We start from the raw sequence: 24,424 nt of genomic DNA on the forward strand, positions 1-24,424 counted from the left end.
GCGTCATGATCGCCGATGATGGCGCCATTTTCGTCGCCATTTTTCGTGATTGGTGATAATTGAGTCTTGCTGGGTGTCACTTTTGGCAGGTGGCACCCGGGCGACTCTCCTCTATAGTCTTTCGGCGATTATTTTTGTCGCAAATCAAGTTGTGCAAAAAGGCAAACCGGATGAAAGTCCGGGACGCAAAGCTTCCGGTCTAAGGGTCTGCGTACCTAGGATAGCGGGGCCACCACAGGTTGTATCGTCCATGGGCCAAGCCATGGTTGCGATGTTGTCTGCGTTACCTGGCAGGTTGCGTTGCCTTTTTCGTTGTTAATTCCAATAACGAAATAAGGAAGTTCAAATATGTTAAGTCCAAAACTTTCCCTGCTGGCGCTTCTGGTCGGGGGGCTTTGCACTACCTCCGCCTTCGCCGCTGCCCCGGGCAAACCCACCATTGGATCCGGCCCCACCAAGTTTGCCATCGTTGAAGTCAATCAGGCCGCTTCGGCCTACAACCAGCTGGTGACCGTCCACAAGGATGGCGCTCCCGTGAGCGTGACCTGGAACCTCTGGTCCGGTGACGTCGGACAGACCGCCAAGGTACTGCTCGATGGCAAGGAGGTGTGGTCAGGCCCGGCCTCCGCCGCGGGTACCGCCAACTTCAAGGTCACCAAGGGGGGGCGTTACCAGATGCAGGTGGCCCTGTGCAACGCCGACGGCTGCACCCTCTCCGACAAGAAGGAGCTGATGGTCGCCGATACCGACGGCAGCCACCTGGCGCCGCTCAATGCGCCCCTCAAGGAGAACAACAAGCCCTACGCCAACAAGTCCGGCAAGGTGGTGGGGGCCTACTACGTGGAGTGGGGTGTCTATGGTCGCAAGTTCACCGTGGACAAGATCCCGGCCCAGAACCTGACCCATATTCTCTACGGCTTCACCCCCATCTGCGGTGGCAACGGCATCAACGACAGCCTCAAAGAGATCTCCGGCAGCTTCGAGGCGTTGCAGCGCTCCTGTGCGGGCCGCGAAGACTTCAAGGTCTCCATCCATGATCCCTGGGCGGCGATCCAGATGTCCCAAGGCAACCTCAGCGCCTGGGATGAGCCCTACAAGGGCAACTTCGGCAACCTGATGGCCCTCAAACAGGCCCATCCGGACCTCAAAATTCTGCCGTCTGTCGGCGGATGGACCCTCTCCGATCCCTTCTATTTCCTGGGTGACAAGACCAAGCGCGATACCTTCGTCGCCTCGGTCAAAGAGTTCCTGCAGACCTGGAAATTCTTCGACGGCGTGGACATCGACTGGGAGTTCCCGGGCGGACAGGGGGCCAACCCCAGCCTGGGCGGCCCGAATGACGGCGCCACCTATGTGGTGCTGATGAAGGAGTTGCGAGCCATGCTCGATGAACTGGAAGCCGAGACTGGCCGCCAGTATGAGCTGACCTCGGCCATCAGCGCCGGCGGTGACAAGATTGCCAAGGTGGATTATCAGGCGGCCCAGCAGTACATGGACCACATCTTCCTGATGAGCTACGACTTCAGCGGCGCCTTCGACCTGACGAATCTGGCCCACCAGACCAACCTCTTTGCCTCCAGCTGGGATCCGGCCACCAAGTACACCACCGACAAGGGCGTCAAGGCGCTGCTGGGTCAGGGGGTGACACCGGGCAAGATTGTGGTGGGGGCGGCCATGTATGGCCGTGGCTGGACCGGAGTGAAGAACTACCAGGCCGGCAACCCCTTCACCGGCACCGCCACCGGACCGGTGAGCGGTACCTGGGAAAATGGCGTGGTGGATTACCGCGACATCGTCAACAACCGCATGGGCGCAGGCTGGGAGCAGGGCTATGACGAGTCGGCCGAGGCCCCCTATGTCTTCAAGGCCAGCAGTGGCGACCTCATCACCTTCGACAACGACCGCTCGGTCAAGGCCAAGGGGCAGTACGTGCTGGCGAACCAGCTCGGCGGTCTGTTCGCCTGGGAAATTGATGCGGACAACGGCGACATCCTCAACGCCATGCACGAGGGGCTGGGCCACGGCGAGGGTACGCTGCCGCCGGCCAACAAGCCGCCGGTTGCCAATGCCGGCAGCGATCTGAGTGCCACCGGCCCGGCCGAGGTGACCCTCAACGGCAGCGCCTCCCACGATCCGGAAAACGGGGCGCTGACCTACAGCTGGAAACAGGTCTCCGGACCCCAGGCCAGCCTGCTGGATGTTACCCAGGCCAAGGCCCGTGTGGTACTGGATGCCGTCAGCAGCGACATCAATCTGGTGTTCGAGCTGACCGTGACGGACGATCAGGGGCTCTCGGCCAAGGATCAGGTGGTGGTCACCAACAAGGCGCCGCAGCCGAATCTGCCCCCCGTGGTCAGCGTACCGGCCAGTGCGACCGTCGAGGCCGGCAAGCAGGTGAGCATCAAGGCCACCGCTTCCGACCCCAATGGTGATGCCTTGAGCTATCAGTGGACAGTGCCGGCCGGGCTCAGCGCCACCGGTCTGGACAGCGCGACCCTGGTGGTGACGGGCTCGAACGTGACCAGTGATACGGCCTACGATCTGACCCTGGTGGTCACCGACGGGGCGCTGGATGCCACAGCCGTTACCCGCCTGACCGTCAAGCCGGCCAGTACAGGTGGTGGCTGCGAGGCCAGCGATCCGGATGCGGCCAACCATCCGGCCTGGAGTGCTGGTACCGTCTACAACACCAATGACAAGGTGAGCCACAAGCAACTGGTGTGGCAGGCCAAGTATTGGACCCAGGGCAACGAGCCGAGCCGCACCGCCGATCAGTGGAAACTGGTGAGCCAGGTGCAACTGGGTTGGGATGCCGGAGTGGTCTACAACGGCGGTGATGTCACCAGCCACAACGGCCGCAAGTGGAAGGCCCAGTACTGGACCAAGGGCGATGAGCCCGGCAAGGCCGCCGTCTGGGTCGATCAGGGCGCGGCGAGCTGCAACTGATCTGCCGTGATGAAAAATGGGGCCGAGGGCCCCATTTTTTGTCTTGCTGCGTGGTCGGGTGTCTCTTCCCTGTCAGGGGAAAGGCGCACTCGCTTTGTCAAAAAGGCCCGTCAGGGCCTTTTTTCATGGTATGTCACCGGTTCACAGCGGTTTTTGCCACAGGCTGAGCAGCAGATCCTGCTCGAGGGCGTCGGGCCCCTGGTGGGTGAAGGCGTGGCGCTGCTCGCCGCTGGCACGCCAGCCGAGGCGACTGGTCTCCAGAATGTGCTCGCGCAGGCCCTGATCCAGCGCCGTACTGAACTGGGCGCGTTGCTGGGCAACACTGACGAGCCCGGTGAAGGCGGGCCAGCTCAGGGGATGTTCCATGCTCACCGGATTGAGGCTGACGCGCAATTGCCACTGATGGCGAGGGCCTGGCTGCACGTGGAGCAGATAGCCGCCCGGCGCCAGCCAGCTGACCAGGAGTTCCGTCTTGACCTTGAGGTCGTTGACCAGTAGCACCTGGGCCGTGCCAGGCAGCAGCGGGGCGCGCGCTGGGTCGGCGATGACGAACTGGCCTTCCGGTTGCGCCTTGTTGGCGGCGAAGATGGCATTCTTGGCCAGATCGAAACCGCCGACCTGCCAGCCGGGCAGCCGCTCAGCCAGGGCGCGGCAGTAGTACCCCTCGCCACAGCCGAGGTGGACAAGCTCGCGCTCGCCAAGAGGCGCGAGCAGGTTCGCCATGGCGTCCACCAGAGGCAGCTGGTGGCCTTGTTCCAGGAAGCGGCGCTTGGCGCGCAGCAGGGCCCGGCTGTCGCTGTCCTTGGGGTTCTTCTTGCCGGGGATGAGGTCCAGATAGCCTTCCGGTGCGGGATCGAAATGGTGCTTGTTGTCGCAATAGACCCCGCGGGAGGCGGCATGAAGGTGCAGGGGGCTGCGGCAAAGGGGGCATTGAAGGTGCATAGGAGTTCTCTTGGCGAAGGCCATGACGGCGGGGCGTTCGGGATTATAGGGGAGAGGATCGGAAAAGGCTGCCATGGGCAGCCTTTTTATCCAACGGCGCTGTGCGGGCGCCGTCGGCGGAACCCGGTCAGCGGGTACCAAACACCACTATGGTCTTGCCGTGGGCGGAGATGAGCTCCTGCTCTTCCAGCATCTTGAGGATGCGGCCGACGGTTTCACGGGAGCAGCCGACGATCTGGCCGATCTCCTGGCGGGTGATTTTGATCTGCATGCCATCCGGGTGGGTCATGGCATCCGGCTGTTTGGCCAGGTTGAGCAGGGTCTGGGCAATGCGGCCGGTCACGTCCAGGAAGGCGAGGTTGCCGACCTTCTGGCTGGTGTGCTGCAGGCGCTTGGCCATTTGACCAGATAGACGCATCAGGATGTCCGGGTTGACCTGGATCAGCTGGCGGAACTTCTTGTAGGAGATCTCGGCAACTTCGCAGGCGCCTTTGGCACGTACCCAGGCGGAACGCTCCGGATTCTCGTTCTCTTCGAACATCCCCATCTCGCCCAGGAAATCCCCCTGATTCAGGTAGGAGAGGATCATCTCCTTGCCTTCGTCATCCTTGATCAGGACGGCGACGGTGCCCTTGACGATGTAGTAGAGGGTTTCCGCTTTTTCACCGGCGTGGATCAGGGTGCTCTTGGCGGGATACTTATGAATGTGGCAATGCGACAAGAACCACTCAAGGGTGGGATCGCTTTGCGGTTTGCCAATGATCATGAGACTTCCTCTGTAGTGTCATTTTTATGGACTGTGCGTCCAGGCAAGTTGCCAAGCTTGCCATTCCTTACTCTTTGGTCGCAGTAGAATAAGAGCCTTTGCCTGTGCTGACAAGGCTTTGGGGTTTTGCCGTCCACCGGTGAGCCGCCATCTGCTGCGTCGTCCGGGGCATTCTAGGCAAGAAGAGGAGGTCGGATGTTGATTTCGATCTATTTCCCTTTGGGTCGTCGTCCGTTTCGCAGGAGAGGCTGCTGTCGCCACAAACGGGGCTTTATCGTCGGGAACGGGCAAGATCCTGGCGCATGTGCCACTCGACCCCGGCTTGAGGTATGCTATGGGCGTTAGAACCGTTGTCATTGAGAGGAAAGTGAGAGATGAAAGCCAAGGTCAGCTGGGTGGAAGGCATGAAGTTTGTGGGGGAGAGCGAGTCCGGTCATCAGGTGACCCTGGATGGCGCCAACCCGGGTGAAGGTGCCAGCCCGATGGAGATGATCCTGCTGGCTGTCGGCGGTTGCAGCTCCATCGATGTGGTCTCCATCCTGGAGAAGGCCCGTCAGTCCGTGACCGCCTGCCATGTCGAACTGGAAGGGACCCGCGCCGATACCGTTCCCCGGGTATTTGAGCAGATCCACCTCAAGTTCGTGGTGACCGGCAAGGGGCTGGCGGAGAAGCAGGTCGCCCGTGCGGTGGATCTGTCCATGGAAAAATATTGTTCAGTTTCCCTGATGTTGGAAAAAGCGGTAGAAATTACCCATAGTTATCAAATTCTTGAGGGTTGACCGCTAAAGTTTGTCCCGTCGATAACGCCATGACATAAGGAAAGTGCGATGAAAAAAATGATGATGTTGCTTCCCCTGTTCGGTCTGGCCGCCTGCAGCATGCCGCAGCCGACCCAGTATCAATACAGCCAGTATCAGTGCGGGGAAGAGTTGCTGGCCATCACCTATGATGCCCAGGCCGACATGGTGCAGTTCCCTTATGCCGGTGTCTATCACAAGCTGGGGCGCATCGAGTCGCCCAAAGAGACTGCCAGCTATTCCGACGGGGTGACTACCTTCTCCCGTCAGGACAAGCAGGCCACCCTGGTCAAGAGCGGTGTGACCCAGCTGACCTGCGAGTTGAAGTGACCCTGATGCCGTCACGGCGTGCATGGAAAACGGCCTGCGTGAAGCAGGCCGTTTTTGTTGAAAGAGACATCACTCTGACGGTAGCGAGCCCAGCAACTGGGCGGCCAGTTGCTGGCTAAGCTGGCCACGGGCTTCCTCTGCGACAGGCACGTCGCTGGCGAGCTGGATGGCGCTGCTCCACACCGCTTTCTGGCTATGCCCGTCGAGCAGCACGACGGCCAGGGTCCCCTTGCGGGCATTGGCGGCGACGTTCAGGCCCGGTGTCATGCCGAGGCGGGAGAAGATCTCGCCATCGCTCATGTCCTGGCTGCCAGCTACCCCGATGGCGACCCAGACGTCGGCCTCATCCAGGGGAACGCTGCGCCAGCCTTTGCCGTCCAGTTGCCGGATGACGGCCTGCTGTACCGGCTCGAGCCAGGGCGCGGCGCTGTTGCCCGCATACTGGAACTGTTCGGCCAGCGCATAGCGTGGTGTCGCTCCGTAGGTCCAATGCTCCGCCGGGCGAACCACCATGGTGCCCGTTTCGACCGTGGGTGCGGCGGGGCCGGAGCTGCAACCCCCCAGCAGGGTTGCCAGCGTGAATGAGAGAAGTGCAGCGCGCATCGTTAAGCTCCTTGGCTCAGGTGATCTTGCCCGTTTCGATCAGTTGCTGGATCAGGGGGCGCAGGATCAGTTCCATTGCGAAGCCCATCTTGCCACCCGGCACGACGATGGTGTTCATCCTGGACATGAAGGCGCCGTCTATCATCGACAGCAGGTAGGGGAAGTCCACCTGCTTGATGCCCCGAAACCTGATCACCAGCATACTCTCGTCCAGGCTGGGTATCACCTTGGCGCTGAAGGGGTTGGAAGTATCGACGGTCGGCACCCGCTGGAAGTTGATGTGGGTGCGGGAGAACTGCGGCGTGATGAAGTTGATGTAGTCGTCCATGGAACGCACGATGGAGTCGGTCACCGCCTCGCGGGAGTGGCCGCGTTCCGAGGTGTCGCGAATGAGCTTCTGGATCCACTCCAGGTTGACGATGGGCACCACGCCGATGAGAAAGTCCACGTGTCGCGCCACGTTGTGCTCCCCCGTGACCACGCCGCCATGCAGTCCTTCGTAGAACAGCAGATCCGTCTCGCCGGGCAGATCCTGCCAGGGGGTGAAGGTGCCCGGCATCTGGTTGAAAGGCACTGCCTCGTCGAAGCTGTGCAGATAGCGCCGGTACTGGCCTGTGCCGCTCTGGCCATACTCCTGGAAAAAGGACTCCAGCAGACCGAAGTCGTTGGCCTCCGGGCCGAAGTAGCTGATATGCCGCCCCTGCTCCCGGGCCTTGCGGATCGCCACGTCCATCTCGGGCCTGGTGTAGCGGTGAAAACTGTCCCCCTCGACCACGGCCGCCTTGTATCCAAGCTGGTGGAACATGGAGCGGAAGGCGTTGGTGGAGGTGGAAGTACCGGCACCGGACGAACCGGTGACCGCGATGATGGGATGCTTGGCGGACATAGAATTCTCTCTTCCTTGGGAGTTCCGTTATAAGGGGTGGCCCAAAGTGCGGTCAAGTGCGCCGTCATCCTCCCGCTGCCCCCACGCTTCCCGGCAATAGCTGTGAACAAGGGCTGCCCTGTGCTCTGGGTACGTTGGAATAGGTGCTGCTGGGTGGCGAACTGGTCATGCGGCCTGATGATGTGAGCTGGATAGGTGGAGGGCGGGGTGAGCCGCCCGATAAGCCGTGACCGCGTTACGCTTGGGGGAAGTCGTCAGTGGGTGACTTGCTTAAATGAGTCTTTGGGACGACATTGACACTTTCGTGCAGCTCGCTGTAGACAAGCACGGCGCTACCTTGTAGCAATTGTTGCCTGACTGCTTCGACCTTGTCGGTCAGGCTGACATCCTGTTCACCGTATTCGGTGCCTTCTTGCAGCACAAAGTGTTCGAGCAGGTTGGTGAGGGTGTCCGGCTCCAGTTCTTGCCAGGGGATAATCATGATTTCATCTTCACTCAGTGGGTTGCGGATATTGTCGATGTCTGGTCGGCAAGCGCAAGGGATTTGTCTCGTTTTGGACGAGGGGTGCCATGCAATCCATTGACGCACGCCGACCCTCCAGTCAATTCGAACAGCACCTGTTCGATGCCCGCCGCCGCGCCCTGAGCGCCGGTTTGCGCTGGTACTGGGTCATCAATCTCATCGCCCTCGTATTTCTGCTGACCCGCTTCTACATCTATCGGGATGCACACCTGGTACTGGTCGGCAACCTGCCCTGGTCATACAAATGGCAGCTCTTTGCCATGATAGGTGTTGGCCTGCTGCTGCCGCTCGGGTGGGGCTGGCTCTCCCGTCAATCCCATGCCATCTGGCTGGTGTCCCTGTGCGTCTGTGCCCTGGCCTGGGGGCTAGCCTGGGCCATGGTGGGTTACACCATTTCGATCGTCGACTTGAAGGGGGGCTTCAGTTTCATTTTCAACATGGTCAGTCTGTTGCTGCTGACCGGTCTCGTCGCCGCGTATTGCGATGTGCGGCTGTTTTACGCACTGGTGTCGGTCCCCCTGCTGTTCTTGTTGGTGAGAGCCTCCTGGAGTCCTGAGCCCTTTGTTCTGGTCAACACCATCGTGGTCGGGGTCTTGCTAGTGGTGCTGGAGACGGGACGGCGCATGCTCAACGGCTGGTTCGAGCTTGCGGTGTCAAGGGAGCACGACAACCTGATGCTGGCAAACAAGATGAATGCCATGGCCAACCGGGATCCCCTGACCGGCATAGCCAACCGTCGCCACTTCGATCAGGCGTGCAAGCGTGCCATTGCGCAAGGCACCACCCAGGATGTACCGCTCACCGTGATCCTGCTCGATGTGGATTTCTTCAAGCGCTACAACGATCGCTATGGGCATCAGGCGGGGGATGAGTGCCTGATCCTGGTGGCCGAGTGCCTGGAGGAGAGTGTGCGGGAGCCCGGCGATCTGGTGGCGCGCTACGGGGGAGAGGAGTTCGTGGTGTTGCTGCAGGAGACGACGCTGGCCGGTGGCCAGGAGGTGGCGGAGCGCATTCGCGCCACTCTGGCGGCCAGGGCTCTGCCCCATGAGGATTCCGACGTAGCCCCCCACCTCACCCTGAGCCAGGGGATAGCCCAGTGGCGAGCCGGGGAGAGCCTCGTCATGCTGCTCGAGCGGGTCGATGGCGCCCTCTATCAGGCCAAGGAAGAGGGGCGCAACGGTTACCGGTTCGCGCCCTGAGTCTGTTCCCGCAACCACTGGCTGATGCGCTCATCCAGCCAGAAGCGGGGGCGCCAGGGAGAGCCGTGCAGGAAGCCCACGTGGCCGCCCTGGCGGCTCAGCTCGTAGCGCACCAGAGGGGAGAGCTGCTCCGCCGCCGGAATGACGGCATCGGTCATGAAGGGATCGTCGGCGGCGTGAATGACGAGGGTCGGTATGGGAATACGGGCCAGCAGGCCCAGGCCGGAGCAGGTCTGGTAGTAGTGATCGGCGCTCTCGAAACCATGGAGCGGTGCTGTCACCAGCTCGTCGAACTCCCTCAGTGTGGCGATGCGGGTGATCTGGGCCGGCTGCCAGCGCGCCCGTGCCGCGCTCTGGCGCCGGATCTTGCTTTGCAGGTTGGTTCGCATGGTCCGCAGCAGGTAGTTCTGATAGACCCGTGAGAAGCCCTGATTGACCCGATCGGCACAGCTTGCCAGTTGCAGCGGGGCCGACACTACCACCGCCGCCTTCAATGGTGCCGGGCAGGCCCGCGCCAGCAGATTGACCAGCATGTTGCCCCCCAGGGAATAGCCGATGGCGACCAGGGGGCGGCCAGGAAAACGCCGCTCCAGCTCGGCAATCACCGTCTGGGCGTCCTCGATGGCGCCTGAGTGATAGGCCTGCAGCAGCCGGTTCGGCTCGCCACTGCACCCCCGAAAATGCATCAGCACCGCCTCGTTCCCTTGTCGCTGCAGGTGGGCAAAGAGCCCCTTGGCATAGTGGGAGTGAATGCTCCCCTCCAGCCCGTGGAACACCACCACCAGGGGTTGTTCATCCTGGCCGGGTTCGCCGCTCCAGGCCAGATCGACGAAATCGCCGTCCGGGAGTTCGAGGCGCTCCTGGATGAAGCGGGCAGGCGAGCGGCGCAGCCACTTGGGCAAAATGGTTTGCAGATGGGGGTTGCGCGCCCACCAGGGGGCGTGGAAGTGGCTTTCTGTCAACATGCAGCGACTCGGAAGAGCAGGGAGGAAAAGGGGGCGGCGAGCCATTGGCTCGCCGCGACATCAGGCCAGCAGACGATCGTGGTGCTCGGCGCCGCGCAGCATGGCCTGGATCAGTTCGTTGGCTTCAAACTTGGTGAGCGCCTCGTGGGCGCCGACCTGATGGGCCCGCTCCACGCTGATCTCGCTGGAGAGGGAGGTGTGCAGGATGATGTAGGCTCCCGCCAGCTTGGCATCGCTCTGCACCTCGAAGGCCAGCTCGTAACCATCCAGCCCCGGCATCTCGATATCGCTCACCAGGATGTCTATCCGCGTGCCCTGGGAGACCCGTGTCTGCATCAGGGTGAGGGCGTCACGTCCGTTGGTGCAGACCTCGTAGGGGATGTTGATGTAATCGAGCGCCGCCATGAGCTGGCGACGGGCGACGGAGGAGTCGTCCACCAGCAGGATCCGCATCGGCTTGAGCCGCTCGCGCTGCACGTCGGTCAGCACGGGGTAGAGATGGCTGGGATCGTCCGGATAGACCCGCGACAGGATGAGCTCCACATCCAGCAACTGTATCAACTGATCTCCCACCCGGGTCACGCCGGTGACGAAGACGTTCTGTCCCAAGGAGGGAGGGGGCGGCTCGATGTCACGCCAGTTGCACTCGGTGATCTTGTCGATGCCCCGCACCAGAAAGCCCACCTGGGTGCGGCGGCAATCGGTGATGATGATGAAGCAGTGGGGCATCTCCTCCCGGCTGATGGGGCGGTAGCCCACGGCCATTGCCATGTCGATCACCGGGATGGTGGTGCCGCGCATGCTGGCGGCCCCGAGCACGGTGGGATGGGATTGTGGCAGGGCGGTGAGCTGGGTGTAGGGCACGATCTCCTTCACCTTGAGGGTACCGATGGCGAAGGATTGTCTGGCAGAGAGGTGGAACAGCAACATGCCCTGGGATTGGTTGGCCTTGCTCGTCATGGCGGATGTCCTGTTGATCTAGTCGGTGACGGTCAATCGGGTGTTCAGCATAAAGGATGGTGACATGAATGACTCCTTTGTTGTTAGCGGCGGTGAGCCGCAAAACTGGATTTCTTTTGTCATCCTTTTATGCCTCTCTTATCGGGTCGCGGACGGCTGAGGGGAGAGGGGCGCCCCGAGCCATTGCAGATGAGCCTCGGCCATCGCGCTTTCATCCCGATAACCCAGCCTGCTCACCACCTGTGACGGTGTGCTGCCGCTTCGCAGCAGGCGAATCCCCTGCAACAGTTGCCACTGATCCTGCAGTGCCCGGGCGTCCGGGCCCTCGAGACCGCGAGTGCCCAGCAGGGTCTGCCAGGCAGCCACGCTATCCGGCTGCGCTCTGGCCAGGGCTTGCCAGGCATCTTGCAGTGCCTGATCCCCCAGTGACGAGATGGTGCAGCCGTGCAACTCATCTCCCACCACTTGCAGCCGCTGCCCATAGGGGCCTTGCCAGTCGCGTGGGCGTGACCAGGCCGCCAGGCTGTCCAGCAGTGCGTCCATCAACGGGCTTGCCTGCAACCAGCCAGCCTGGGCGGGCTGGGGCACCCGCACGGAGCAGGCCAGTAGATCATGCTGGCAGCCAGCCAGAGGGGTGAAGGCGGCGAGGGCATCGGCACAGAGCCAGAAGTGGCTGCCAGGTGTCAGCAGCAGCTCATGGGCACCCAATTTCAGCAGCGCCACCCCCTGGGTGATGCGCAGCAATTGGCCCATGGGGGAGCGCTTGCGGGGGCCGACCTGAAGGGTGGAAGTGGAAAAATGCTGATATTCGATGGCGTGATGCATGTAAAAACCCTGATATGATGCTGCCTGGAGGTAACAAAAATGGAAACCAGACGTAAAAAGCGCTTCATTGCCGGGGCGGTTTGCCCGGCGTGCGGCAAGATGGACACCATGATGCTGTATATGGAGCATGGAGTCGAGAAGGTGACCTGTGTCGAGTGCGGGGATACCCAGGTGCAGACTCAGGAGCAGGTGGACAAGGCGACGCGTGAGGCGGAGCAGGTGATAGGGGTGTTTCGTCCCGAGTGAGTGCCATGCCTCAAGGTGATGGTACGCCGGTCAGGCTGGTCGCTGTTGATGACTTTTTCATCACACCGAAGCCGGACCGACCATATGCTTGTCTGCCTTTTTGAGGTATTCTGAGCCCGTTTTTTTCTATCCGCAGGATCCCTGACATGAAAGTAGCTCCCCTGAGCGTGGTTACGCTGGAATACACGGTCACCGACGAACACGGTGAAGTCATCGACACCACTGTCGGTAAAGAGCCGCTGGTGTATCTGCACGGTACCCGTTACCTGGTCTCCGGCCTCGAAGCCGAGCTGGAAGGTCGCAGCGTGGGCGAGGCGTTCGACGTCACCCTGACGCCGAACCAGGCCTATGGCGAGTACGACGAGAATCTGGTGCAGGAAGTGCCCGGCGAGCTGTTCGACGGCATGGAAGTGTCTGAAGGGGATACTTTTGTGGCCGAGACCGACGATGGTCACCGCCCGGTGACCGTCATCGAGGTGTCCGAGGAGTTCATCAAGGTGGACGGCAACCATCCCCTGGCTGGCGTGACCCTGGGCTTCAAGGTCGAGATCAAGGACGTGCGTGCCGCGACCGCCGAAGAGCTGGCCCACGGCCATGTGCACGGCGCCGGTGGCTGCGGTCACGATCATGGTCATGACCATGATCACGATCATGACCACGGTGGCTGCTGTGGTGGCCATGGTCACAACCATGCACACGATCACGGCGACGATCACGGTCACGGTGGTTGCTGCGGTGGTGGCGGTTGTGGTGGCAAGGGCCATCAGCACTGATCACGGCCTGGCCGATGATAAAAAAACCCGCGCATGGCGCGGGTTTTTTTATGGCTGGCACGCATCAGTAGTGCGGTGGCGGCGTCTCTTCGGCCATGCTGGCGATCTGGCTCGGCTGTACGCTCTGCAATTTATCCACCAGTAGATGGATCTGGTGTTTGAGCCGGTCCAGCTCGCGACCCTGGGTGGTGACCTCGTCGTTGAGCTGCTCCACCGTGTATTCGGCAAAAGCGAGGCGGCTTTCCAGGGTTTCGAGGCGTTCGTTTAGTTGCTGACTCATGGGCCTTTTGGTCCTTACTTGATAGTCCAGATTTCAGCCAGGCCACTGGAGCTGGCACTGACGAGGTGGTCATTGTCGCGCAAAGCCACGCCATAGACCACAGCGCTCGGCGGTTTCACCTTGGGATGGGGCGAGACGCGCCAGCTCTGCAACGGCTGGCCGTCACTCACCTGCCACAGAGTGAGCTGGCGGGAGGGGGCGCCGGTGATGAGCCAGTTGCCGCCGTTGGCGAAGCGGGCGCTGGTGTAGACCTCGAAGCGGTGATCATATTGCAACCTGCTGTGCTCCTTGCCGGTTTTGAGATCCCAGATGCTGGCCTGGCGACTGTCTGCGGTGAAGGCGAAACGTCCGGACGGATCCAGTCTCGCCATCACGACTCGCCCGGCGTGGTTGAAGCGCCACACCACCTGGCCCGTGCGGGTATCCCACAGATAGGCGCTGTAATCGTTGCCGCCGGTGAGGGCATAGCGACCATTGGGGGAGAGATCCACCGTGTTGACCTGTTCGGTGTGGCCGAGGAATTGCAGCCGGCGTCCGGTCTGGGTGTCGACCACTTCCGCCTTGCCGTCTTCACGGCCGATGAGCACCTGGCGGCCATCCGCCGAGATCGCCGCATCGCGCAGGCGGGATTCTGGCAGGGAGTAGTAGCCCTGGGAGCGGCCATCCTGCAAGCGCCAGATGGCGAAGGTGTGCTGGGTGGCGGTGATGGCATGGCTGTCATCGGGGGAGAAGCGGGTCAGGGTGACGAACTCCTCCTGGTCGTCGCTCTGGCGCCAGCGCCAGCGCTCCTTGCCCTGTTCCAGATCCCACACCACAGTGCCCTGACTCAGGCTGGAGACGAGCGCGAGCTTGCCGGAACTGGCGAGATCCGCGCTCAGCAGCCCCTGGTTGGCGAGGTGGATCTGCTGGCTGGGAAGTGAGCGTTGTTCGCACCCCGTCAGCATCAGGCAAATACCGATGAGATAAATGGCACTTTTGATCATTTTTCCTGTCTCATGCTTTCGTTACCTGCGATCACGGCGTTAGTATAAGGCGCTTATCACGATAAACCTCTCATTTCACGAAGGAACCGAGAGCGGTATTTAGAGTTTTGGAGAAACTGATGAACAATTTTCTGAAGGTGTCCCTGTTGGCTGCGGCGGTTGCCGTCGGTCTGACTGCTTGCCAAAAAGATGAGAAACCTGCTGCGACCAACACCGCAGAGGTCAAGGCAGAAGCCAGCAAGCCGGCAGAGGCCCCCAAGGCTGAGGCCAAGAGCTTTGAAGAGCAATCCGGCTATGCGATCGGCCTCTCCATGGGTCGTTATATCGCCAATACCCTGGAGCGCCAGCAGGAGCTCGGCATCAAGCTGGACAACACCGTGATCCTGAAGGGTGTCACCGACGGTCTGGGCAAAGAAGCCAAGATGACCGACGAGGAGATCCAGAAGGTTCTGCAGGAATACGACGCCAAGATCAACGAGCTGACCAAGGCGAAGGCCGACAAGGATGCCGTGGAAAACCTGAAGAAGGGTGAAGAGTTCCTGGCTGCCAACGCCAAGAAAGAGGGCGTGAAGAGCACCGAGTCCGGCCTGCAATATCAGGTCGAGAAGATGGGTGACGGCGCCAAGCCGAAGGCCACCGACATCGTCAAGGTGCACTACACCGGTACCCTGACCGATGGCACCAAGTTTGACAGCTCCGTCGATCGCGGCGAGCCGGCTACCTTCCCGCTCAACCAGGTGATCCCGGGCTGGACCGAAGGGGTGCAACTGATGCCAGTCGGCTCCAAGTTCAAGTTCTTCCTGCCGTCCAAGCTGGCCTATGGCGAGCACGGTGCAGGTTCCATCCCGGCCAACGCCGTGCTGGTATTTGACGTAGAGCTGCTGGCCATCGAAAAACCGGCTGCCGATGGCGACAACGCCAAGAAATAAGCTCAAAGCACCATAAAAACGGCTCCCCAGGGAGCCGTTTTTGCTTGTGTATTGTCGCAATCCCCCGGATAAAGCGATGAGGCCGTCTTGAGTGTGTGGCGGCTAGCCCCCAGAATAGACAACAAAATCAAGCGCAAGGATGGATCTCGTGGCTGAAAGCAAACCCCGTGTCCTGTTGGTGGAAGATACCCGCAGTCTGGCGGTCGTCTATGAGCAGTATCTGGCCCAGGATGGCTACGAGGTGCAGCTGGCAGATTGTGGCCAGCAGGCTTTGGCACAATTGCTGGCAAGCCCGCCCCCTGTGGTGCTGCTCGACCTGGAGTTGCCCGACATGTCCGGCATGGACATCTTGCAGCAGATCACGGAGCGGCAGCTGCCCTGCTCCGTGGTGGTGATCACCGCTCACGGCTCGGTGGATGTGGCGGTGGAGGCGATGCGGTTCGGGGCCTTCGATTTTCTCACCAAGCCGTTCGATGGCAAGCGCCTGTGCGCCACGGCGCGCAATGCCCTGAAGCACCAGCAGCTCAGCTCGCTGGTGGCCCAGTATCGGGAAAACTTCGAGCGCAGCTCCTTTGCCGGTTTCATCGGCGCCTCCATGGCGATGCAGGCGGTCTATCGCATCATCGAGAGCGCGGCGCCGAGCAAGGCCACCGTCTTCATCACTGGCGAGAGCGGCACCGGCAAGGAGGTGTGCGCCGAGGCCATCCACCAGTGCAGCCCGCGTCGGGATCAGCCTTTCATCGCCCTCAACTGCGCCGCCATTCCCCATGACCTGATGGAGAGCGAGATCTTCGGCCACGTGAAGGGGTCGTTTACCGGTGCCCAAGGGGATCGCAAGGGGGCGGCCAGTCTGGCGGACGGCGGCACCCTCTTCCTCGACGAGATCTGCGAGATGGATCTCGACCTGCAGAGCAAGCTGCTGCGCTTCATCCAGACCGGCACCCTGCAGCGGGTCGGCAGCGGCAAGCTGGAGACGGTGGATGTGCGCTTTGTCTGCGCCACCAACCGGGATCCCCTGGTGGAGGTCAAGGCCGGACGGTTTCGTGAAGACCTTTACTACCGGCTGCACGTGATCCCGCTGGCGCTGCCCCCCCTGAGGGAGCGGGGAGAGGACATCCTGCTGCTGGCCCGGGAGTTGCTGCTGCGTTATGCCGGTGAGGAGAACAAGCGGTTCAGGGATTTTGATGCGGACGCAGTGCAGGTGCTGCTCGACTACCCCTGGCCCGGCAACGTGCGCAAGCTGCAAAACGTGGTACGCAACATAGTGGTGCTCAATGATGGCGAGCTGGTGAGCCCGGATATCCTGCCACCTCCCCTCAACGGGGGGCGTACCCTGGCCCCGGAGCCTGCGGTCGGGATCGCGGATCCCCAGTCAGAACCCGTGGTCGTTCGCAGGCAGGTTCGTCCGCTCTGGCAGGTGGAAAAGGAGGCCATCGAACAGGCCATCGCCAGTTGTGACGGCAACATCCCCAAGGCGGCGGCCCTGCTGGAAATAAGCCCTTCCACGATTTATCGCAAGAAGCAGGGCTGGGAAGAGGCGAGTCCGGCCTGAGTCGTCATCTCTGCTCCCGGGCAGACATGCTGATGTGCGGGGCGGCCAATTGGCCGCCCCGCACGCTTATCAGAGTTTGGCGAGCAGCTTGAGCCTGGCCAGTCGTTCTGCCTCGTTGGCGGTGAACCAGCCATCCTGTGACAGCAGAAACCAGGCGCGGGCAAAGTACTCGGTCGCCGCGGGATCATTGAGCACGAGTGCATTCTCCCCCAGCTCCTCGAACACATAGCCATCCTCGGGGGCGCCTGCGGCGGTCATGTCGTCGCGCAACTGCGCCAGTTCGGCCATGGCCTGTTCATGGCGCTCCTGGGCCCGGCTCAGGCGCGCCAGACTCCAGCGGGCGATAAAGGCTTTGCCCTGGTTGTTGTGCTGCTCGTGCCAGACCAGGCACTTTTGCTGACAGGCGATGGCCTCGTCGAGGCGACCCAGCTCGAACAGGGTCCAGCCCTGATTGTTATAGAGGGTGGCGAGCCAGCCTCGCGCCCGCTTGTCGTGACTGCGCTCGGCCAGGGTCATCGCCAGCTGGTGCCAGTGGCTCTGCTCCTCCAGGGGGGCGGCGATGGCCACCATGTGGGCCGCATCGATGGCCAGATAGTGCTCTTCGTGCTGTTCTCCCAGTTGCCAGGCCTGTTCAAACAGGGCTCTGGCGCTGGCCTTGTCACCGGCGGAGTTGAAGGTGCGGCCACGCTCCAGCAAGGCGCGCACGCGGGCCCGTGGAGTCGCCTCGGTGAGGCGGGGTTCTATCTCGTCGAGCAGCTGGTGCGCCTGTGCAAACTGGCGTTGCAGCGAATGGGTGCGGGCTATCTGGGTGAGGAGCTCCAGCTCCCATTGCAGGTTGGCGGCACGCGCCTCGGGCAGCAGTGCTTGAAAACGCTGGGCGCTGGCAACGGGATCCTGATAATCCCACAGCGCCATGAAATCGGGCGGATTGTTCATCTGGCCTCCATGCCGGTTATCCGCCCACCAAGATGCCCGAAGGCCATTCTTTGTACAAGAAGGGGGGCTGGCGCCATCGTGACGCCAGCGCTTGCCGATCAGTAGACCATGGCAAGGCTCATCAGCATCAGACCCAGGGCAGCGAAGGCTCCCTCCTTGATAGCCAGGCGCGGTACCAGTGCCTTGGGCAGGGCAGGGAACAGGCTCAAGGCAAAGCCGAACCCCGGCATCAGCCAGTGGAAAGCAGGGCTTCTCAGGGCGGGATCCGCAGCGCCATTGATGACGATGAGCAGGATAAAGAGGGTGAAGGCGGGCAGGATAAACCAGCGGGCATGGCCGGCGGCGACCGCCCGCAGTGGCGAGATGCGATAGAGCACCAGGGTCACGAGGAAGAGGGCGAGGGGAGCCAGCAGATAGAGCGGGGCCGGGTTCATGATGAGTGTCTCCTGACAAGGGGGGCAGAGTGTAGGCAGTCCGGGTGGGGAATGACCAGTCCCCCGCGCCCGGGCTGTGAAGCGGATCGCAGGGCAAAGGTTTGCCTGGGCAGGATCAGCGGAACCAGAACCAGAGCACGGCAAATACCAGCCAGCTCAGCACCAGCAGGATCCAGGGCAGCGGGTGCTGGCGGGTGAGCTCGATGACCTCGGCTTCGCTCTCCTCTTCCCGTGTCTCTTGGGAAGAGTGCCTGGCTTTGGCTTGCAGTTTCTTCTGGCGGCTGGCCTCGCGGGCCTTCGCCTTCATCTGTTTCTTGTATTCGTCTATGCCCTTCTGGATCCCCTGGGCGATGAGCTGGGTTTGCTCCTTGGTCTGCCCCGGCTTCTGGTTGGCACGGGCGATCTTCATCGCCTCCTGCTGGGTTTCGGGGGAAATTTTGTCGTACTTGGCCATTCCAGGCACTCCTTGGCATTGATTGGCGGGCAGTATGCCATAACCGTTACCGGCGGGCTGCCATCATGGGGGAAATTGCTCTGCGAGTGGGGTGCCTCTGTTCCAAATAGGGGAAACAGGTTGCGTGGATGATCACATTTGGCGGAATTTGTGAGTCGCCGATGAAAAACCGTCACATGTTGTTTGTTATATTACCGCCCGATCCTGGATAGGGTCGTCCAATAACAAAATAACAAGGTGATATGGAAATGAATTATAAATTTGTCAAAGGAAGTATCGCACTGGCAGTGCTTGCCGCATTGAGCGGCTGCAATACCTCAAGCAACGACAGCGTCGCCCCCTGCACCGAAAATGTCTGCAAGCTGACCATTTTGCATACCAATGATACCCACGGTCGTTTCTGGCACAACGACAAGGGCGAATATGGCATGGCGGCCCAGAAGACCCTGGTCGAGCGGCTGCGTGCCGAGGCGAAAGCGGCGGGCAGCGAAGTGCTGGTGCTCTCCGGCGGTGACGTCAACACCGGGGTGCCAGAGTCGGATCTGCAGGATGCAGAGCCGGACTTCATGGCCATGAACAGCATCCGTTATGATGCCATGGCGGTGGGCAACCACGAGTTCGACAACCCCCTGACTATCCTCGAGAAACAGCGTCAGTGGGCCCAGTTCCCGATGATCTCCGCCAACATCTATGACAAGACGAGTGGCAAGCGCTACTTCGATCCCTACAAGGTGTTCAAGCTGGAGAGCGGCCTCAAGGTCGCCGTGCTGGGTCTGACCACAGAGGACACCGCCCAGTTGGTGGATCCCAACAACGTCCAGACCCTGGAGTTCCGCGATCCGACCACGGAAGCCGCCAATCTCGGCAAGCAAATCCGCGACAACAAAGAGGCGAACCTGGTTCTTGCCATCACCCACATGGGCCATTACGAGAATGGCCAGCACGGCAGCAACGCACCGGGTGACGTGGAGATGGCCCGTGCGCTGCCGGCAGGCACTCTGGACGCCATCATCGGTGGTCACTCCCAGAACCCGGTCTGCATGGAGCCGGGCACCCCGGACAAGTACGCCGACTTCAAGCCGGGCGACGACTGCCAGCCGGATCAGCAGAACGGCACCTGGATCATGCAGGCTCACGAGTGGGGCAAGTATGTGGGTCGTGCCCAGTTTGACTATCAGAATGGCAAGCTGACCCTGACCCAGTACGATCTGATCCCGGTCAACCTGAAGAATGCGGACGGTGATTTCATTCAGGAAGAGATCGTCAAGGATCCCGAGCTCTACAACACCCTGCTCACCTATCAGGAGAAGGGACAGCAGGAGCTGGGTGTGGTCATCGGTGCCACCGATGGCGTACTGGACGGTGAACGCGCCAACGTGCGCAACAAGCAGACCAACCTGGGTCGTCTCATCACCACCGCGACTGCCGAGAAGCTGAGCACCGACTTTGGCATCGTCAACTCCGGTGGGGTGCGTGCCTCCATCGCGGCAGGGGACATCAGCTACCGTGACGTGCTGACCGTGCATCCGTTCGGCAACACCGTCAACAAGGCGACCATGAGCGGCAACGAGCTGCTGACCTACCTGGGTCAGGTCGCGACCAAGACCGCCAATACCGGTGGCTATGCCCAGTTCGGCGGCATCAAGATGACGGTGGATTGCCAGGCCAAGAGCGTGGACATCGCCACCATCGGCGGGAAGGCCTTCGATCCGGCGGCAACCTACAGCTTCTCCATCCCGAGCTTCAGCGCGGCCGGTGGTGACGGTTATCCGAAGATCGACACCATCAATGCCGGTCTGGTGGATGCCGGTGTGCTGAAGGATTATATCGCGGCGAAGAAGACCATTCAGGTCGCCGATTATCAGCCGGCCGGCGAGGTCAGCTATATCAACTCCACCTCGGTAGAGGGTTGCAAATAATCCCTGCACCCCGAGCCAATAAAAAAGAGAGGCAGCCATGGCTGCCTCTCTTTTTATTTTCAATGTCATCAGCAGTGTCTCTCGGGAAATATATCCGGCCACGGGGAGCTGCCTCGAAATAGGGCATGACACGATCTGATGGCAATAAAAAGGCGACCCTGAGGTCGCCTTGATGAAATGGGTCGGTTGAACCTTAGAGCTGCTCGATGCCGACGATATGCCAGGGGGCATTGTCCTTGGCGAGATCACGCTCGAGGTGCCACACCTCCTTGATATCCTCCTCGACCTGCTCCTGACGGTCCATGTAGCGGCCGCTGAAGCGTACGCTCACCTGGGCCCAGTCGCTGCCGTAGTCGGCACGGACCAGCTGGGTGTCCACGTACATCACCTCGGTGTGCTGCTCACCGGAGAGCTCGGCGCGTTCGGCCTTGAGGTGCTCGAACAGCTCGGGGCTCACGTACTCGCGGATCTTCTCCAGGTCGTTCTTGTTCCAGGCCTCTTGCAGGGTGCGGTAGTGATCGCGGGCACCGGCCAGGAAGCCGTTCATGTCAAAGCCCGGGGGCAGACGGAAGGGCACGTCGCTGTCGGCAAAACCGGTGGCCTGCGGGGCGCTGTGGCTCTGCTCGAACTGCTGAGGGGCCGCGCTCTGGGGCGGTTGATAGCCCGCATAGGCCGCCTGTGGCTGGGCCGCTGCCGCCTTGTTCCTGCGCAGGGCTCGGAACAGGAAGACACCGCCCAGTGCCAGCAGGGCGATCAGCAGGAAGTCCATCCCTTGCAGACCTTCGAAGGCGCCGCTGCCCAGCAGGTAGGCGAACAGGCCGCCGGCCAGCAGACCACCCAGCAGGCCGCCCATCATGCCGCCTTTCTTGGGGGCCTGGGCGCCCACGGTCGGGTTCTTGGTGTCGACCGGCTTGGCTGCAGGTTGGGCCGGAGCCGTCTTGTAGCTCTTGCCAAAGGATTTGCCGCCACCAAGTTTCTTGGCCTCGGCGATGGGTGCCCCAAGGCCAATGGCCAGGATCAGGGCAAACAGGGTCAGCATCTTTTTCATTTTGACTCTTTCACTCTCATGTAGGTGGGGGCATGCTCTGCTTGTGCAAGCTCAGCGAGGCGCATGGCAGGCTGCCAGTCCCTTTTTGTGTTGCAGCTTGCGGGTATGATTATCACGGATGGCATGAATTATTCATGAACAGATTGAGTCGTCCGACAGGGGAGGCGCTTATGAAACACAGACGGCCGAGTCGCTCGGTGCGCAGGCTGCGCAACAAACAAAGAGCAAGAACGAAGGATCAGACCCTGGTCTGGCCCTTTCTCGTACTGTGAGGCATGTCTGCGGCGCACAAGTGGATGACGCTGACGAGGCCTGGGTCCCGTCTTGTCGCCGGATGCGATGACGGGACGTATTAGCACTCGCGATGGCGGGGTTTCTTTTGTAAAATTCCCGTCCCCTTCCCGCTGCGGTTTTTATGTGTATGGCAGAGCAAGTGACGGCGAAAAAAGACGCCAAGACACAACAGCTGAAAGTACCTCCCCACTCTTTTGAGGCCGAACAGTCCGTACTGGGCGGCCTGATGCTGGACAACGAGGCCTGGGATCGGGTCGCCGAACGGGTGATCGACAAGGATTTCTACAGCCGCCCGCACCGCCTGATCTTCCAGGCCATGACCCGCCTCTCCAACGCGGGCAACCCCATCGACCTCATCACTCTGCAGGAGGAGCTCGAGCGCTCCGAGCAACTGGAAGAGGCCGGTGGCTTCGCCTATCTGGTGGAGATCGCCAAGAACACCCCGAGTGCCGCCAACATCAGTGCCTACGCCGAGATCGTGCGTGAGCGGGCGGTGGTGCGGGAGATGATCTCGGTCGCCAACGAGATAGTCGAAGCGGGCTACGAGCCCCAGGGCCGTACCTCCAACGATCTGCTGGATCTTGCCGAGAGCAAGGTGTTCCAGATCGCCGAGCAGCGCACCAGCGCCAACGAGGGCCCCCAGCCCCTGAAGCTCATCCTCGAGCAGACCGTCGACAAGATTGAAGAGCTGTTCAAGACCCCCCACAACGGGGTGACCGGCGTGTCGTCCGGCTACAACGATCTGGACAAGATGACCGCCGGCCTGCAGCGTTCGGATCTGGTCATCGTCGCCGCCCGTCCCTCCATGGGCAAGACCACCTTTGCCATGAACCTGTGCGAGCACGCGGCCCTCACCGCCGACAAGCCGGTGCTGATCTTCTCCCTCGAGATGCCCTCCGAGCAGATCATCATGCGTATGCTCGCCTCCGTGGGGCGCATCGACCAGACCAAGGTGCGGACCGGCCAGCTCGACGACGAGGATTGGGCGCGGCTCTCCTCCACCATGGGGCTGCTGCTGGAGAAGGGGAAGATGTACATCGACGACTCCTCCGGCCTCACCCCGACCGAAGTGCGCTCGCGCGCCCGTCGGGTGGCGCGGGACAACGGCGGCATCAGCATGATCATGGTGGACTACCTGCAGCTGATGCGGGTGCCGGCCCTGTCTGACAACCGTACTCTGGAAATCGGTGAAATCTCCCGCTCCCTCAAGGCGCTGGCGAAAGAGTTGCAGTGCCCCGTGGTGGCGCTCTCCCAGCTCAACCGGAGCCTGGAACAGCGGGCCGACAAGCGCCCGGTCAACTCGGATCTGCGGGAATCCGGCTCCATCGAGCAGGATGCGGACTTGATCATGTTCATCTACCGCGACGAGGTCTATCACGACGACAGCCCCGACAAGGGGATCGCCGAGATCATCATCGGCAAGCAGCGTAACGGCCCCATAGGACGAGTGCGGCTCACCTTCCAGGGTCAGTTCTCGCGTTTTGACAACTACGCGGGCCCGGCGTTTGACGATGACTACTAAGTCGGGAGCCTGCTCCCGGCATCCATAAACAGTTTTCCCGGTTCGACAATTCTGCCGGTCCGGCCTTAGACGATGAGATTTGAGGGCTGACACCACCCGGTGCCTGATTATCATGCCCTCGTAAGGGAAAACAGATGAAAGCGGCTATCGCCCAGATCAATACAGCGGCCCTGCGCCACAACCTCGCCGTGGTGAAACGCCACGCCCCCCAATGCAAGATCATTGCCGTGGTCAAGGCCAACGCCTACGGTCACGGCCTGCTGCCGGTCGCCCGCACCCTGGTGGATGCGGACGCCTATGCGGTGGCCCGCATCGAAGAGGCGCTGATGCTGCGCTCCTGCGCCGTGGTCAAGCCCATCGTGCTGCTGGAGGGCTTCTTCAGCGCCGCCGACCTGCCGGTGCTGGCGGCCAACAACCTGCAGACCGCGGTGCACACCTGGGAGCAGCTCGAAGCGTTGGAGCGGGCCGAGCTGCCTGCCCCCGTGGTGACCTGGCTCAAGCTCGACACCGGCATGCACCGTCTCGGCGTGCGGGCCGAGGAGATGCCCGCCTTTATCGAGCGCCTCGGCAAGTGCAAGAACGTGGTGCAGCCGTTCAACGTCATGACCCACTTCAGCCGCTCCGATGAGCTGGAGCAACCCACCACCCGCGAGCAGATCGACTTGTTCAGCCAGCTGACTGCGCCGCTGTTGGGCGAGCGCGCCATGGCCAACTCGGCAGGCATCCTGGCGTGGCCAGATTCCCACTGCGACTGGGTGCGCCCCGGCGTCATCCTCTACGGCGTCTCGCCCTTCCCCAATACGGTGGCGGCGGATTACGACCTGCAACCGGTGATGACCCTCAAGACCCAGCTCATCGCGGTGCGGGATCACAAGGCGGGCGAGCCGGTGGGCTATGGCGCCAACTGGGTGTCGGATCGCGATACCCGGCTCGGGGTCATTGCCATCGGTTACGGCGACGGCTATCCGCGCATGGCCCCCAACGGCACACCTGTGCTGGTCAATGGCCGCATCGTACCCCTGGTGGGCCGCGTCTCCATGGATATGACGACAGTGGATCTCGGCCCCGGCGCCACCGACAAGGCCGGTGACGAGGCGGTGCTCTGGGGGGAAGGGCTGCCGGTGGAGCGGGTGGCCGACCAGATCGGCACCATTCCCTATGAGCTCATCACCAAGCTCACCTCCCGCGTCTTTATGGAGTACGTGTAGGCGAGTCGCCCCTCATCCCCCACCCTTCTCCCGCGAGGGGAGAGGGGAGAACAAAAAGGCCGCCCCGACAAGGGCGGCCTTTTTCATGGGCGTGTCCCAGAGAC

At 61.6% G+C, this 24,424-nt stretch carries 25 protein-coding genes and 1 riboswitch; of the genes, 11 read left to right on the forward strand and 14 right to left on the reverse strand.

What is annotated here, in order from left to right:
- Positions 1-150: 150 nt before the first annotated feature.
- Positions 151-237, forward strand: a riboswitch (cyclic di-GMP riboswitch).
- 111 nt (positions 238-348) lie between these two features.
- Positions 349-2,946: a glycosyl hydrolase family 18 protein gene (locus C2U30_RS19665; protein WP_103244364.1), complete on the forward strand. Its 2,598-nt coding sequence runs from the start codon at positions 349-351 to the stop codon at positions 2,944-2,946.
- 141 nt (positions 2,947-3,087) lie between these two features.
- Here the strand turns inward: C2U30_RS19665 and C2U30_RS19670 are convergent, their stop codons facing one another.
- Entirely contained in the window at positions 3,088-3,888 is an 801-nt protein-coding gene (locus tag C2U30_RS19670; protein WP_069651817.1) for a putative RNA methyltransferase, read from the reverse strand.
- A 127-nt stretch (positions 3,889-4,015) separates the two neighbouring features.
- On the reverse strand, positions 4,016-4,654 hold the full coding sequence (gene crp, locus C2U30_RS19675; RefSeq protein WP_010673237.1) for a cAMP-activated global transcriptional regulator CRP: 639 nt from the start codon (positions 4,652-4,654) through the stop codon (positions 4,016-4,018).
- 374 nt (positions 4,655-5,028) lie between these two features.
- Between crp and C2U30_RS19680 the strand changes: the two genes are divergently transcribed.
- Together C2U30_RS19680 and C2U30_RS19685 are read left to right on the forward strand one after the other, a co-directional pair.
- Positions 5,029-5,433, forward strand: coding sequence for an OsmC family protein (locus C2U30_RS19680; RefSeq protein ID WP_010673238.1), 405 nt, complete (start codon positions 5,029-5,031; stop codon positions 5,431-5,433).
- 48 nt (positions 5,434-5,481) lie between these two features.
- Complete coding sequence (locus C2U30_RS19685) at positions 5,482-5,781, forward strand: hypothetical protein (protein ID WP_010673239.1); 300 nt, start codon at positions 5,482-5,484, stop codon at positions 5,779-5,781.
- Between the two features lie 69 nt (positions 5,782-5,850).
- Here the strand turns inward: C2U30_RS19685 and C2U30_RS19690 are convergent, their stop codons facing one another.
- From C2U30_RS19690 to C2U30_RS19700, 3 genes are all read right to left on the reverse strand, one after another.
- On the reverse strand, positions 5,851-6,384 hold the full coding sequence (locus C2U30_RS19690; RefSeq protein ID WP_103244365.1) for a DUF4136 domain-containing protein: 534 nt from the start codon (positions 6,382-6,384) through the stop codon (positions 5,851-5,853).
- 16 nt (positions 6,385-6,400) lie between these two features.
- A complete protein-coding gene (locus C2U30_RS19695) occupies positions 6,401-7,270 on the reverse strand; it encodes a phosphoribulokinase (RefSeq protein WP_010673241.1) in 870 nt (289 codons plus the stop codon).
- Positions 7,271-7,505: 235 nt separating this feature from the next.
- Positions 7,506-7,751 carry a YheU family protein gene (locus C2U30_RS19700; protein WP_010673242.1) on the reverse strand — a complete coding sequence of 82 codons (246 nt, stop codon included), beginning with the start codon at positions 7,749-7,751 and terminating at the stop codon, positions 7,506-7,508.
- 89 nt (positions 7,752-7,840) lie between these two features.
- Here C2U30_RS19700 and C2U30_RS19705 point away from each other — a divergent pair, with 89 nt between their 5' ends.
- Positions 7,841-8,992: a GGDEF domain-containing protein gene (locus C2U30_RS19705; protein WP_042864339.1), complete on the forward strand. Its 1,152-nt coding sequence runs from the start codon at positions 7,841-7,843 to the stop codon at positions 8,990-8,992.
- On the opposite strand, the gene C2U30_RS19710 is transcribed toward C2U30_RS19705, so the two are convergent.
- The 3 genes from C2U30_RS19710 to C2U30_RS19720 all read right to left on the reverse strand — a co-directional run bounded on the left by C2U30_RS19710 (position 8,974) and on the right by C2U30_RS19720 (position 11,742).
- Positions 8,974-9,957 (reverse strand): hydrolase, encoded by a 984-nt coding sequence (locus C2U30_RS19710; RefSeq protein WP_103244366.1) that lies wholly within the window; start codon positions 9,955-9,957, stop codon positions 8,974-8,976. The two genes, C2U30_RS19705 and C2U30_RS19710, sit on opposite strands and share 19 nt — an antisense overlap.
- Positions 9,958-10,017: 60 nt before the next feature.
- A complete protein-coding gene (locus C2U30_RS19715) occupies positions 10,018-10,917 on the reverse strand; it encodes a chemotaxis protein (RefSeq protein ID WP_103244367.1) in 900 nt (299 codons plus the stop codon).
- Between the two features lie 138 nt (positions 10,918-11,055).
- A complete protein-coding gene (locus C2U30_RS19720; RefSeq protein ID WP_103244368.1) occupies positions 11,056-11,742 on the reverse strand; it encodes a hypothetical protein in 687 nt (228 codons plus the stop codon).
- Between the two features lie 39 nt (positions 11,743-11,781).
- On the opposite strand from C2U30_RS19720, the gene C2U30_RS19725 reads away from it, so the two are divergent.
- Complete coding sequence (locus tag C2U30_RS19725) at positions 11,782-11,988, forward strand: YheV family putative zinc ribbon protein (protein WP_010673247.1); 207 nt, start codon at positions 11,782-11,784, stop codon at positions 11,986-11,988.
- Positions 11,989-12,134: 146 nt separating this feature from the next.
- Entirely contained in the window at positions 12,135-12,761 is a 627-nt protein-coding gene (gene slyD, locus C2U30_RS19730; RefSeq protein WP_103244369.1) for a peptidylprolyl isomerase, read from the forward strand.
- 64 nt (positions 12,762-12,825) lie between these two features.
- Here the strand turns inward: slyD and C2U30_RS19735 are convergent, their stop codons facing one another.
- Complete coding sequence (locus C2U30_RS19735; RefSeq protein WP_010673249.1) at positions 12,826-13,041, reverse strand: SlyX family protein; 216 nt, start codon at positions 13,039-13,041, stop codon at positions 12,826-12,828.
- Positions 13,042-13,055: 14 nt separating this feature from the next.
- On the reverse strand, positions 13,056-14,024 hold the full coding sequence (locus C2U30_RS19740; protein ID WP_042016813.1) for a WD40 repeat domain-containing protein: 969 nt from the start codon (positions 14,022-14,024) through the stop codon (positions 13,056-13,058).
- Positions 14,025-14,143: 119 nt separating this feature from the next.
- Here C2U30_RS19740 and fkpA point away from each other — a divergent pair, with 119 nt between their 5' ends.
- A complete protein-coding gene (gene fkpA, locus C2U30_RS19745; protein WP_029313875.1) occupies positions 14,144-14,953 on the forward strand; it encodes an FKBP-type peptidyl-prolyl cis-trans isomerase in 810 nt (269 codons plus the stop codon).
- A gap of 148 nt (positions 14,954-15,101) precedes the next feature.
- Positions 15,102-16,505: a sigma-54-dependent transcriptional regulator gene (locus C2U30_RS19750; RefSeq protein WP_103244370.1), complete on the forward strand. Its 1,404-nt coding sequence runs from the start codon at positions 15,102-15,104 to the stop codon at positions 16,503-16,505.
- Positions 16,506-16,574: 69 nt separating this feature from the next.
- Here the strand turns inward: C2U30_RS19750 and C2U30_RS19755 are convergent, their stop codons facing one another.
- The 3 genes from C2U30_RS19755 to C2U30_RS19765 all read right to left on the reverse strand — a co-directional run bounded on the left by C2U30_RS19755 (position 16,575) and on the right by C2U30_RS19765 (position 18,329).
- Complete coding sequence (locus tag C2U30_RS19755) at positions 16,575-17,441, reverse strand: tetratricopeptide repeat protein (protein WP_103244371.1); 867 nt, start codon at positions 17,439-17,441, stop codon at positions 16,575-16,577.
- A gap of 98 nt (positions 17,442-17,539) precedes the next feature.
- The gene (locus C2U30_RS19760; protein WP_010673254.1) at positions 17,540-17,875 is read right to left on the reverse strand and encodes a hypothetical protein; all 336 of its coding nucleotides are present in this window, start codon (positions 17,873-17,875) and stop codon (positions 17,540-17,542) included.
- Between the two features lie 115 nt (positions 17,876-17,990).
- Positions 17,991-18,329, reverse strand: a complete 339-nt coding sequence (locus C2U30_RS19765) for a DUF2956 domain-containing protein (protein ID WP_041211201.1) — start codon at positions 18,327-18,329, stop codon at positions 17,991-17,993.
- 248 nt (positions 18,330-18,577) lie between these two features.
- On the opposite strand from C2U30_RS19765, the gene ushA reads away from it, so the two are divergent.
- Positions 18,578-20,248: a bifunctional UDP-sugar hydrolase/5'-nucleotidase UshA gene (gene ushA / locus C2U30_RS19770; protein ID WP_041211202.1), complete on the forward strand. Its 1,671-nt coding sequence runs from the start codon at positions 18,578-18,580 to the stop codon at positions 20,246-20,248.
- 193 nt (positions 20,249-20,441) lie between these two features.
- Here the strand turns inward: ushA and C2U30_RS19775 are convergent, their stop codons facing one another.
- Positions 20,442-21,296, reverse strand: coding sequence for a Tim44 domain-containing protein (locus tag C2U30_RS19775; RefSeq protein WP_103244372.1), 855 nt, complete (start codon positions 21,294-21,296; stop codon positions 20,442-20,444).
- Positions 21,297-21,717: 421 nt separating this feature from the next.
- Between C2U30_RS19775 and dnaB the strand changes: the two genes are divergently transcribed.
- Positions 21,718-23,112: a replicative DNA helicase gene (gene dnaB / locus C2U30_RS19780; RefSeq protein ID WP_039040054.1), complete on the forward strand. Its 1,395-nt coding sequence runs from the start codon at positions 21,718-21,720 to the stop codon at positions 23,110-23,112.
- A gap of 134 nt (positions 23,113-23,246) precedes the next feature.
- Positions 23,247-24,320 (forward strand): alanine racemase, encoded by a 1,074-nt coding sequence (alr, locus tag C2U30_RS19785; RefSeq protein ID WP_103244373.1) that lies wholly within the window; start codon positions 23,247-23,249, stop codon positions 24,318-24,320.
- Positions 24,321-24,424: the final 104 nt, after the last annotated feature.

This window comes from Aeromonas sp. ASNIH5 (genome assembly GCF_002902865.1).
In the GTDB taxonomy this organism is placed as follows: domain Bacteria; phylum Pseudomonadota; class Gammaproteobacteria; order Enterobacterales; family Aeromonadaceae; genus Aeromonas; species Aeromonas caviae.

Coding starts and splice junctions, on each gene's coding strand:
- C2U30_RS19715 (WP_103244367.1), bottom strand. CDS start 10,917: ATGACGAGCAAGGCCAACCAATCCCAGGGCATGTTGCTGTTCCACCTC.
- C2U30_RS19760 (WP_010673254.1), bottom strand. CDS start 17,875: ATGAACCCGGCCCCGCTCTATCTGCTGGCTCCCCTCGCCCTCTTCCTC.
- C2U30_RS19705 (WP_042864339.1), top strand. CDS start 7,841: ATGCAATCCATTGACGCACGCCGACCCTCCAGTCAATTCGAACAGCAC.
- alr (WP_103244373.1), top strand. CDS start 23,247: ATGAAAGCGGCTATCGCCCAGATCAATACAGCGGCCCTGCGCCACAAC.
- C2U30_RS19690 (WP_103244365.1), bottom strand. CDS start 6,384: ATGCGCGCTGCACTTCTCTCATTCACGCTGGCAACCCTGCTGGGGGGT.
- C2U30_RS19740 (WP_042016813.1), bottom strand. CDS start 14,024: ATGATCAAAAGTGCCATTTATCTCATCGGTATTTGCCTGATGCTGACG.
- C2U30_RS19685 (WP_010673239.1), top strand. CDS start 5,482: ATGAAAAAAATGATGATGTTGCTTCCCCTGTTCGGTCTGGCCGCCTGC.
- dnaB (WP_039040054.1), top strand. CDS start 21,718: ATGGCAGAGCAAGTGACGGCGAAAAAAGACGCCAAGACACAACAGCTG.
- crp (WP_010673237.1), bottom strand. CDS start 4,654: ATGATCATTGGCAAACCGCAAAGCGATCCCACCCTTGAGTGGTTCTTG.
- C2U30_RS19700 (WP_010673242.1), bottom strand. CDS start 7,751: ATGATTATCCCCTGGCAAGAACTGGAGCCGGACACCCTCACCAACCTG.
- C2U30_RS19775 (WP_103244372.1), bottom strand. CDS start 21,296: ATGAAAAAGATGCTGACCCTGTTTGCCCTGATCCTGGCCATTGGCCTT.
- ushA (WP_041211202.1), top strand. CDS start 18,578: ATGAATTATAAATTTGTCAAAGGAAGTATCGCACTGGCAGTGCTTGCC.
- C2U30_RS19735 (WP_010673249.1), bottom strand. CDS start 13,041: ATGAGTCAGCAACTAAACGAACGCCTCGAAACCCTGGAAAGCCGCCTC.
- C2U30_RS19665 (WP_103244364.1), top strand. CDS start 349: ATGTTAAGTCCAAAACTTTCCCTGCTGGCGCTTCTGGTCGGGGGGCTT.
- C2U30_RS19670 (WP_069651817.1), bottom strand. CDS start 3,888: ATGCACCTTCAATGCCCCCTTTGCCGCAGCCCCCTGCACCTTCATGCC.
- C2U30_RS19695 (WP_010673241.1), bottom strand. CDS start 7,270: ATGTCCGCCAAGCATCCCATCATCGCGGTCACCGGTTCGTCCGGTGCC.
- C2U30_RS19720 (WP_103244368.1), bottom strand. CDS start 11,742: ATGCATCACGCCATCGAATATCAGCATTTTTCCACTTCCACCCTTCAG.
- C2U30_RS19710 (WP_103244366.1), bottom strand. CDS start 9,957: ATGTTGACAGAAAGCCACTTCCACGCCCCCTGGTGGGCGCGCAACCCC.
- C2U30_RS19755 (WP_103244371.1), bottom strand. CDS start 17,441: ATGAACAATCCGCCCGATTTCATGGCGCTGTGGGATTATCAGGATCCC.
- C2U30_RS19765 (WP_041211201.1), bottom strand. CDS start 18,329: ATGGCCAAGTACGACAAAATTTCCCCCGAAACCCAGCAGGAGGCGATG.
- fkpA (WP_029313875.1), top strand. CDS start 14,144: ATGAACAATTTTCTGAAGGTGTCCCTGTTGGCTGCGGCGGTTGCCGTC.
- slyD (WP_103244369.1), top strand. CDS start 12,135: ATGAAAGTAGCTCCCCTGAGCGTGGTTACGCTGGAATACACGGTCACC.
- C2U30_RS19680 (WP_010673238.1), top strand. CDS start 5,029: ATGAAAGCCAAGGTCAGCTGGGTGGAAGGCATGAAGTTTGTGGGGGAG.
- C2U30_RS19725 (WP_010673247.1), top strand. CDS start 11,782: ATGGAAACCAGACGTAAAAAGCGCTTCATTGCCGGGGCGGTTTGCCCG.